This is a genomic window from Gordonia aquimaris, assembly GCF_026262595.1.
GTDB lineage: Bacteria > Actinomycetota > Actinomycetes > Mycobacteriales > Mycobacteriaceae > Gordonia > Gordonia tangerina.
Genome location: NZ_JAPKFM010000047.1, coordinates 1 through 10,073 on the forward strand (window position 1 = coordinate 1; position 10,073 = coordinate 10,073).

4 protein-coding genes and 1 pseudogene are annotated in these 10,073 nt (G+C 65.3%); all 5 read right to left on the reverse strand.

Going from position 1 to position 10,073, the window contains the following annotated elements; all coding sequences use genetic code 11:
• Window positions 1-244 precede the first annotated feature (244 nt).
• Window positions 245-4,201, reverse strand: a complete 3,957-nt coding sequence (locus OSB52_RS24205; protein ID WP_235723475.1) for a DNA-directed RNA polymerase subunit beta' — start codon at window positions 4,199-4,201, stop codon at window positions 245-247.
• Between the two features lie 43 nt (window positions 4,202-4,244).
• A complete protein-coding gene (rpoB, locus tag OSB52_RS24210) occupies window positions 4,245-7,733 on the reverse strand; it encodes a DNA-directed RNA polymerase subunit beta (RefSeq protein WP_235723474.1) in 3,489 nt (1,162 codons plus the stop codon).
• Between the two features lie 473 nt (window positions 7,734-8,206).
• Entirely contained in the window at window positions 8,207-9,181 is a 975-nt protein-coding gene (locus tag OSB52_RS24215) for a hypothetical protein (RefSeq protein ID WP_266063876.1), read from the reverse strand.
• Window positions 9,181-9,849 (reverse strand): hypothetical protein, encoded by a 669-nt coding sequence (locus OSB52_RS24220; RefSeq protein ID WP_266063877.1) that lies wholly within the window; start codon window positions 9,847-9,849, stop codon window positions 9,181-9,183. Before OSB52_RS24220 ends, OSB52_RS24215 begins: the two co-directional genes overlap by 1 nt.
• 43 nt (window positions 9,850-9,892) lie before the next feature.
• Window positions 9,893-10,073 (reverse strand): annotated as a pseudogene (locus OSB52_RS24225) (mammalian cell entry protein); the annotation flags it as partial.

Here is a 10,073-nt window from a genome sequence, read left to right on the forward strand (position 1 = left end):
CGAACGGCCCCCGCACTCGAAAGTGGGGGGCCGTTATGCGATTCGGCTTGCGTGATCTCGATACGTCCTCGGCTAGCGCCTCGGACTACTCGATCACCAGTGGAAGCTAGCGCCTCGGACTACTCGATCACCAGTGGAAGCTAGCGCCTCGGACTACTCCTTGGATCGAGTAGCCGCGAACGTAGTGAGTGGCGTATCCGCTGGATCGAGCTTGTCGAGATCGAGATCGATCGGCGGGTGGAGGCTACCGGTAGTCGTTGGAGAACCCGTAGTCGTCCAGCGGCACCGCAGCACCGGCGGGAGCACCGAAGGTGCCGTCCGGGCTGTAGTAGGTGTCGTCGTAGGACGGCACCGCGTAGGCCGCGGCGCGTGCCTCTTCGGTCGGCTGCACCTGGATGTTGCGGTACTGGTTGATGCCGGTACCGGCCGGGATCAGCTTACCGATGATCACATTCTCCTTGAGACCGATCAGCTTGTCGCTGCGGCTGTTGATGGCCGCATCGGTCAGGACACGCGTGGTCTCCTGGAACGACGCCGCCGACAACCACGACTCGGTCGCGAGGCTTGCCTTGGTGATACCCATCAGCACGGGACGTCCGGCGGCGGGCTCGCCACCCTCGGTCACGACGCGACGGTTCTCCGACTCGAACTCGGAACGCTCGGTGAGCGAACCGGGCAGGAACTCGGTGGCACCGGAGTCGATGATCGTCACGCGACGCAGCATCTGACGCACGATGGTCTCGATGTGCTTGTCGTGGATCGACACACCCTGGCTGCGGTAGACCTCCTGGACCTCGTTGACCAGGTGCACCTGCACCTGACGCGGGCCCATCACGCGCAGCACCTCGTGCGGGTTCGCCGAACCCTCCATGAGCTGCTGGCCCACATCGACGTGGTCGCCGTCGGCCAGCAGCCGCTCGGAACCGTCATCGTGCTTGAACACGCGCAGACGCTGACGCTTCGAGATCTTGTCGTAGACAACCTCTTCGGAGCCATCATCGGGGATGATGGTGATCTTGTAGAAGCGGTCGTCGTCCTCGAGGCGCACCCGGCCGGAGACCTCCGCGATCGGCGCGACACCCTTGGGCACGCGCGCCTCGAAGAGCTCCTGGACGCGGGGCAGACCGCCGGTGATGTCCTCACCGACGCCACCCTGGTGGAACGTACGCATCGTCAGCTGGGTACCGGGCTCACCGATCGACTGAGCCGCGATGATGCCGACGGCCTCGCCGATGTCGACGAGCTTGCCGGTCGCCATCGAACGCCCGTAGCAGTGCGCGCACACCCCGGTGCCGGTGGCACAGGTGAGCACCGACCGCACCTTGACCTGGGTGATACCGGCCGCGAGGAGTGCCTCGATGGCCGGGTCGCCGAGGTCGTGGCCGCGTTCGACGATGACGTTGCCGTTCTCGTCGAGCGCGTCGGTCGCCAACGTGCGTGCGTAGGTGGAGGTCTCCACATGCGCATCGCGGATCAGCGTGCCGTCGGGCATCTTCTCGGCGATGGTCGTGTTGATGCCACGCTCAGTGCCGCAGTCGGTCTCGCGAACGATGACGTCCTGGGACACGTCCACCAGACGACGGGTCAGGTAACCCGAGTCGGCGGTACGCAACGCGGTGTCGGCCAGACCCTTACGGGCACCGTGGGTGTTGATGAAGTACTCGGCCACGGTCAGACCCTCGCGGAACGAGGACTTGATCGGACGCGGGATGAACTCACCCTTCGGGTTGGTCACCAGACCCTTCATGCCCGCCAGCGAGCGGATCTGGGTCATGTTGCCCGCCGCACCCGACTTCACGATCATCGGGATCGGGTTGTCGTCCGGGTAGTGGGCCTCCATGACCTGTCCGACCTCTTCGGTGGCCTGCTTCCAGATCTCGACGAGTGCGTCACGACGCTCTTCCGGAGTCAACGCACCGCGCTGGAACTTGCGCTCCAGACCGTCGGCCCGCTCCTCGTACTTGTCGAGGATCTCCTTCTTCTGCGGCGGCACGAGCACGTCGGCCATCGACACGGTCACACCCGAACGGGTGGCCCAGTAGAAGCCGACGTCCTTGAGCTTGTCGACGGTCTGGGCGACCACGATCATCGGATACCGCTCGGCCAGGTCGTTGATGATGACGGCCTGACGCTTCTTCGGCATCTGCTCGTTGACGAACGGGTACTCCACCGGGAGCAGCTCGTTGAACATGACGCGACCCAGCGTGGTGTCGCAGTACCAAGCCTGACCGTAGGTCCAGCCGTCCGGAAACAGCTCGGCCTCGATCTCGGCCGGCGGACGCTGATCGGTCAGCCGCACCTTGATGCGCGACTGCACGGTCAGTGCACCGAGGTCGACAGCCATGATGGCCTCGGCCGGACTCGAGTAGACGCCGCGCTCGACATCGTCGTTCGATGCCGGGCTGTACTCGCCTGCCGCGCCTTCCTTCAGCGTGGTCAGGTAGTACAGGCCGGTCACCATGTCCAGACGCGGCATGGCGAGCGGACGGCCCGATGCCGGCGACAGGATGTTGTTGCTCGACAGCATCAGGATGCGCGCCTCGGCCTGTGCCTCCGCGGACAGCGGGAGGTGCACGGCCATCTGGTCGCCGTCGAAGTCGGCGTTGAACGCCTCACAGACCAGCGGGTGCAACTGGATGGCCTTGCCTTCCACCAGCTGCGGCTCGAAGGCCTGGATGCCGAGGCGGTGCAGCGTCGGTGCGCGGTTGAGCAGCACCGGGTGCTCGCCGATGACCTCTTCGAGCACGTCCCACACGGCGGGGCGCTGACGCTCCACCATGCGCTTGGCCGACTTGATGTTCTGTGCCTGGTTCAGGTCGACCAGACGCTTCATCACGAACGGCTTGAACAGCTCGAGCGCCATCAGTTTCGGCAGACCGCACTGGTGCAGCTTGAGCTGCGGGCCGACGACGATGACCGAGCGGCCCGAGTAGTCGACGCGCTTGCCGAGCAGGTTCTGACGGAAACGACCCTGCTTGCCCTTGAGCAGATCCGAGAGCGACTTCAGCGGGCGGTTGCCCGGTCCGGTGACCGGACGGCCGCGACGACCGTTGTCGAACAGGGCGTCCACCGACTCCTGCAGCATCCGCTTCTCGTTGTTGACGATGATCTCGGGCGCACCGAGGTCGATCAGTCGCTTGAGGCGGTTGTTGCGGTTGATGACGCGGCGGTACAGGTCGTTGAGGTCGGAGGTGGCGAAGCGGCCACCGTCGAGCTGCACCATCGGACGCAGCTCCGGCGGGATCACCGGCACCGCGTCGAGCACCATACCCAGCGGGCTGTTACCCGACTGCTGGAAAGCCGCGACCACCTTCAGTCGCTTGAGCGCACGCAGCTTCTTCTGGCCCTTGCCGTTGCGGATGGTGTCGCGCAGCGAGTCGGCCTCGGCGTCGATGTCGAAGTTCTCCAGGAGCTTCTTGATCGCCTCGGCACCCATCGCGCCGGTGAAGTACTCACCGAAACGCTCGTCGAGCTGGCGGTAGAGCTTCTCGTCGATGATCAGCTCGCCCGGGCTCAACTTGGTGAACTTGTCCCAGATCTCCTCGAGCTCGTCGAGCTGCCGCTGGGCCTGATCACGCATGCGCCGCATCTCGCGCTCGGCACCGTCACGCACCTTGCGGCGCACATCGGCCTTGGCGCCCTCGGCCTCGAGTTCAGCCAGGTCGGCCTCGAGCTTCTGCTGACGCTCGTTCAGGTCGACGTCGCGCTGATCGGCGACGGCCTTCTTCTCGACCTCCATCTCGGCCTCACGGGTCGACAGCTCCGCGTGACGCAGCTCGTCGTCGACCGACGTGATGACATAGGCGGCGAAGTAGATGATCTTCTCGAGATCCTTCGGCGCCAGGTCGAGCAGGTAGCCCAGCCGGCTCGGCACACCCTTGAAGTACCAGATGTGGGTGACCGGGGCGGCCAGCTCGATGTGGCCCATCCGCTCACGCCGCACCTTGGCGCGGGTCACCTCGACGCCGCAGCGCTCACAGATGATGCCCTTGAAGCGGACGCGCTTGTACTTGCCGCAGTAGCACTCCCAGTCGCGGGTCGGGCCGAAGATCTTCTCGCAGAAGAGTCCGTCCTTCTCCGGCTTGAGGGTGCGGTAGTTGATGGTCTCGGGCTTCTTGACCTCACCGTACGACCAGTTGTGGATGTCATCGGCCGTGGCGAGACCGATCTTCAGTTCGTCGAAGTAATTGACGTCGAGCACTTGTTACCTTTCGAGAGCTCTTAAGTCTGGTTCGTCGGTGGGGTCAGTTGGCCAGATCGTCAACCGTCGCGGACTCGTTGCGCGACAAGTTGATTCCCAGGTTCGCCGCCGCACGCTCGAGATCCTCGTCGTCGGAGTCCTGCATGGTGATCGCGGCACCGTCGGAGGAGAGCACCTCCACGTTCAGGCACAGCGACTGCAACTCCTTGAGGAGCACCTTGAACGACTCGGGGATACCCGGCTCGGGGATGTTCTCGCCCTTGACGATCGCCTCGTACACCTTCACGCGGCCGACCACGTCGTCGGACTTGATGGTCAGCAGCTCCTGCAGCGTGTAGGCGGCGCCGTAGGCCTGCATGGCCCAGCACTCCATCTCACCGAAGCGCTGACCACCGAACTGCGCCTTACCGCCGAGCGGCTGCTGGGTGATCATCGAGTACGGACCGGTCGAACGCGCGTGGATCTTGTCGTCGACCAGGTGGTGCAGCTTGATGATGTACATGTAGCCAACCGAAACCGGATACGGGAACGGCTCGCCGGAACGACCGTCGAACAGCGTCGCCTTGCCGTCGCTGTTGACCATCACCTCGCCGTCGCGGTTGGGCAGCGTCGAGCCCAGCAGGCCCTGCAGCTCCTCCTCGCGCGCGCCGTCGAACACCGGGGTGGCGGTGTTGGTGTCGGGCTCGGCGGAGTACATCTCCTCGGGCAGCTTCGACGCCCAATCCGGCACACCGGAGGCCACGTTGATGTTCCAGCCGGCCTTGGCCACCCACCCGAGGTGGGTTTCCAGGATCTGGCCGATGTTCATACGACGCGGCACACCGTGGGTGTTCAGGATGATGTCGACGGGCGTGCCGTCAGGCAGGAACGGCATGTCCTCCTGCGGAAGGATCTTGCCGATGACGCCCTTGTTGCCGTGGCGCCCGGCCAACTTGTCGCCGTCCTGGATCTTGCGCTTCTGAGCCACGTACACACGCACGAGCTCATTGACACCGGGAGCCAGATCGTCGTCGTCGTCGCGGCTGAACACGCGCACACCGATGACCTTGCCGGTCTCGCCGTGCGGCACCTTCAGCGAGGTGTCACGCACCTCGCGCGCCTTCTCACCGAAGATCGCACGCAGCAGTCGCTCCTCCGGGGTCAGCTCGGTCTCACCCTTCGGGGTGACCTTGCCGACCAGGATGTCGCCGTCACGGACCTCGGCACCGATACGCACGATGCCGCGCTCGTCGAGATCGGCGAGGACCTCGTCGGAGACGTTCGGGATGTCCCGGGTGATCTCCTCGGCGCCGAGCTTGGTGTCGCGGGCGTCGATCTCGTGCTCCTCGATGTGGATCGAGGTGAGGGTGTCCTCTTCGACGAGACGCTGGCTCAGGATGATCGCGTCCTCGTAGTTGTGGCCCTCCCACGGCATGATCGCGACGAGCAGGTTCTTGCCCAGCGCCATCTCGCCGTCTTCGGTGCACGGACCGTCGGCCAGCACCTGGCCGGTCTCGACACGCTGCCCCTCGTCCACGATCGGGCGCTGGTTGGCGCAGGTGCCGTGGTTGGAGCGGGCGAACTTGCGCATCCGGTAGGTGTCGCGGCTGCCGTCGTCGGCCATCACGGTGATGTAGTCGGCGGAGACCTCTTCGACGACACCGGTCTTGTCGGAGACGATGACGTCGCCGGCGTCGACGGCGGCCCGCAGCTCCATACCGGTACCCACCAGCGGCGACTCGTTACGCACCAGCGGCACGGCCTGACGCTGCATGTTGGCACCCATCAGGGCACGGTTGGCGTCGTCGTGCTCGAGGAACGGGATCATCGCGGTCGCGACCGACACCATCTGGCGCGGCGAGACGTCGAGGTAGTCGACCTGATCCGGGTTGACGAACTCCACCTCGGAGCCCTTCTTGCGGACCAATACACGGCCGTCGGTGATCTGCCCGTTCAGGTCGTAGTTCGTGTTCGCCTGGCCGACGAGGTAGCGGTCCTCTTCGTCGGCGGTCAGGTACTTGACGCTGTCGGTAACCACACCGTTCTCGACCTTGCGGTACGGGGTTTCGATGAAGCCGAACGGGTTCACCCGCGCGTACACCGACAGCGAACCGATCAGACCGATGTTGGGCCCCTCAGGGGTCTCGATCGGGCACATGCGGCCGTAGTGGCTCGGGTGCACGTCGCGCACCTCGAGGCCGGCACGCTCACGACTCAGACCGCCCGGGCCCAGCGCCGACAGACGACGCTTGTGGGTCAGACCCGACAGCGGGTTGTTCTGGTCCATGAACTGCGACAGCTGGCTGGTGCCGAAGAACTCCTTGATCGCCGCCACGACGGGACGGATATTGATCAGGGTTTGCGGGGTGATCGCCTCGACGTCCTGGGTGGTCATGCGCTCACGCACGACACGCTCCATGCGCGACAGACCCACACGGATCTGGTTCTGGATCAGCTCGCCGACGGTACGCAGACGACGGTTGCCGAAGTGGTCGATGTCGTCGACCTCCACCGGAACCTCCACGCCGCCGGGGACGGTCATGTAGGTGGTGGTGTGCGGGTCGGCCTCGTGCAGACGCACCAGGTACTCGACCGTGGCGATGATGTCCTCGCGGGTCAGCACGCCCTCGCCCGACATCGGGTTGTCGGTGAGGCCGAGCTTCTTGTTGATCTTGTAGCGGCCGACGCGGGCGAGGTCGTAGCGCTTCTCCTTGAAGAACAGGTTCTCCAGGAGGTTCTCCGCGGACTCCTTGGTCGGCGGCTCACCCGGACGCAGCTTGCGGTAGACCTCGAGCAGCGCCTCGTCCTGGTTGGCGGTGTTGTCCTTCTCCAGGGTGGACATCATGATCTCGGAGAAACCGAAGCGCTCGGTGATCTCCTCGGTGGTCAGGCCCAGCGCTTTGAGCAGCACGGTGACCGGCTGGCGACGCTTGCGGTCGATGCGAACGCCCACAGTGTCGCGCTTGTCGACGTCGAACTCGAGCCAAGCACCACGGCCCGGGATCACCTTGACGGTGTGCAGGTTCTTCTCGGTGGCCTTGTCGATCGAGGAGTCGAAGTAGACGCCCGGGCTGCGCACCAGCTGGCTCACCACGACACGCTCGGTGCCGTTGATGATGAAGCTGCCCTTGTCGGTCATGATCGGGAAGTCGCCCATGAACACGGTCTGCGACTTGATCTCGCCGGTGTTGTTGTTGATGAACTCCGCGGTGACGAACAGCGGCGCCGCATAGGTCATGTCCTTGTCCTTGCACTCCTCGACGGAGGCCTTGACCTCGTCGAAGTGCGGCTCGGAGAAGGACAGCGACATCGAGCCGGAGAAGTCCTCGATGGGGGACAGTTCGTGCAGGATGTCCTCGAGACCACCGGTGGGGTTGTCGTCACCACGGGCAATGGCCTTGGCACGCCACTCGGGGGTACCCACGAGCCACTCGAAGGAATCGAGCTGGAGGTCGAGGAGTCCGGGGACCTCCAGTGGCTCGTCGATCTTTGCAAAAGATGCGCGCTTGGGCGCGCCGGGGATGGTTGAGGTGGACTGGCGGTCGAGTGCCAAGATGCGTCCTTCCAACACGAAGTGTTCTACCTAGCTCGGTGCTTGGCTTGATGGGCCGTTCGCTGGTGGCACCTGCAACTTCGGCGATCACCACGAGCACACACAGCAAAGGTGGCCAGAGGAAGGATCGGTACATGGACAGGAGGCAGCCAGCGCAACGTCCAACTGTAGCAGAAAATAGACGCACTTTGTCAAGCCACGTCTGGAAGCGAGTTCGCGCGGGTGGCTGCCTGCACGTCATTCGCTGGTGACAGCGTGGCCCGACATCGCCGATACGTCAAGCGCTACGCGCATATTTGGGTCAGAAAACTGGCGCCTTACCTGCGCAGAGCCGGGGCAGGCCGGCATTCCGGGAGCGAAAAACACCTCCGACGGGCACTCGAGTAGATCCGGCAACGACACGGCGGTCGCGGCACGCTTGTAATCGGGCGCATGTCGGGGGTGCTTCTCGGGACCTGGATGCCCGGGGTCGGTCAGAACGCGTCGACCTTGTTGATCAGCCAGGCGTCACCCTGCTTGATCATGCCGAACTGGTATCGCGGCGCGGCACTCTGTCCGGCGATCCCGGCCTGCTGCTGGCTCACGATCATGTTGACGACGACCTGGGCGGTGTCGCCGTCATCGCCACCGCTCAGGTCGGCGACGCCCACCGATTCCACCCGGCAGTCGGCGACCGCCTTGGTCTGATTGAGGATGTCGCGTTGTTGAGGCAGATACTCGTCGAACTCCGTCAACGCCTGGCCGGTCAGGACCGCCCGCGCCTCGCCGGCCCATTTGTCGATGTCGACGGTGTTGACGGTCAGTGCGCAGGCCTTGCTCTGCACCTGCGAGGTCAGTTCCGTGGTGGCCGGCTGGTCGACGAAGGCCTGGTTGGGCCCGATGTCAGCGCCCGGATACAGACCGGCGACGAGGGCGAAGATGCCGAGGACCACCGCGAGTGCGGCCAGCACCCCGACCACGGTCCGCAGCCCGGATCGCACGGGACGTCTCCGAGACGGTGTGCTCGATGCCGCCTGCGACGGGCTCGTGGCGGCGCCGTCGCCCGGGCGGAGAGTCGACACACGTGCCACCCGGCGTTTGGCGGCCGGTTTGGGCTGGTCGGCGTCGTCGGTCGAATCAGTCGACGGACTGTCGTCGACGGAATCCGCGGTGCCGTCGGACGCAGCCGAGGCGACCTCGGCCGGATCCGGGTCGTTCTCGGGGACGTCGGAGGTGGTACTTGCCTCGGTGGGACTCGAAGGTCCGTCGGCGGGATTCTGGGTTTCGTCGGCGGGGCTCGAAGTTGCGTCGGCGACATTCGGGGTCGCGTCGGCGACATTCGGGGTTGCGTCGGCGACATTCGGGGTTCCGTCGGCGGGGTGGCCGGGCGCGGTGCGGCCGGCGACCCGGGGGGTGGACTTGCGCTTGGGTCGTTGTCCCTTGCGCGGTGGGCGTGGGTTGGTCGCCATCAGTTACCCCCTCCCCCGTTCTGGGTGGCTCCCTCGGGCGCGGACCCGTCGGCACCCTGCCCGCCGTCCTGGCCCGCGGCGGTGCCCGGGTCCTGATACTGCAGCGAGTCGAGCGGGACGATGTCGTTGGCCTTCCACGTGTCGCCGTCCTTGGTCATCGACACCGAGAAGCCCATCGTCTGGGTGACGCCGGCCTCGTTCTCCCGCTTGGATGTCGCGGCCACGTAGACCAACACCTTCGCGTTGCCGCCGTCGGCGTCCACCTCGGTCGGTGCGCTGCGCATGAGACGCGAGGTGAGCGATGCTGCCTGCGGCCCGGCGTCGGTGATCATCGAGTTCAGGTTGCTGACGTCCTGATTGGTGATCTGTTCGCGCGCCTTGCCGGTCAGCGAGGCATCCACCCGACGCTTCCAGTCGGCGGTGTCGCGCGGGTCCACCGTCGTCACGTTGATGATGGCCTGCTCGGCACCGTTCACGGCGCCGTCGCGGGCCTCCTGAATCGGCTTCTGCACGAAGTACGCCTGATAGCCCTGATAGCCGAACCAGACCGCGCAGCCGGCCGCGACGATCACCGCGACGATGGCGGCAACCAACGCGACGGTCGCGCCGGTGCTGCGCGACCGTGCGCGCCCCGACGTCGGAGAGGTCGATGTGCTACTCGTCGTCATCGGCCGTCACCTAACCATCGGGGCCTGAGAGGAACCCAAGCAATCACTGTGGCCGAACTCCCAGCAGTGCCGCCAGCTGTCGCGCCAACGGGTTCAGATTGAGCTTGTCCGGATCCTTCTTCGGAATGTCGTCCCATGGCTGCGCGAACTCCGGATTGGCATACACCGCCCGCTCGGCACTGCGCACACCCGTGGGGTTACCCACCGGCACCGTGCACTTGGCG

What these genes read in the sequence shown, in the direction of transcription:
- OSB52_RS24215 (WP_266063876.1), bottom strand. Translation starts at nt 9,181, where the DNA reads ATGGCGACCAACCCACGCCCACCGCGCAAGGGACAACGACCCAAGCGC.
- OSB52_RS24220 (WP_266063877.1), bottom strand. Translation starts at nt 9,849, where the DNA reads ATGACGACGAGTAGCACATCGACCTCTCCGACGTCGGGGCGCGCACGG.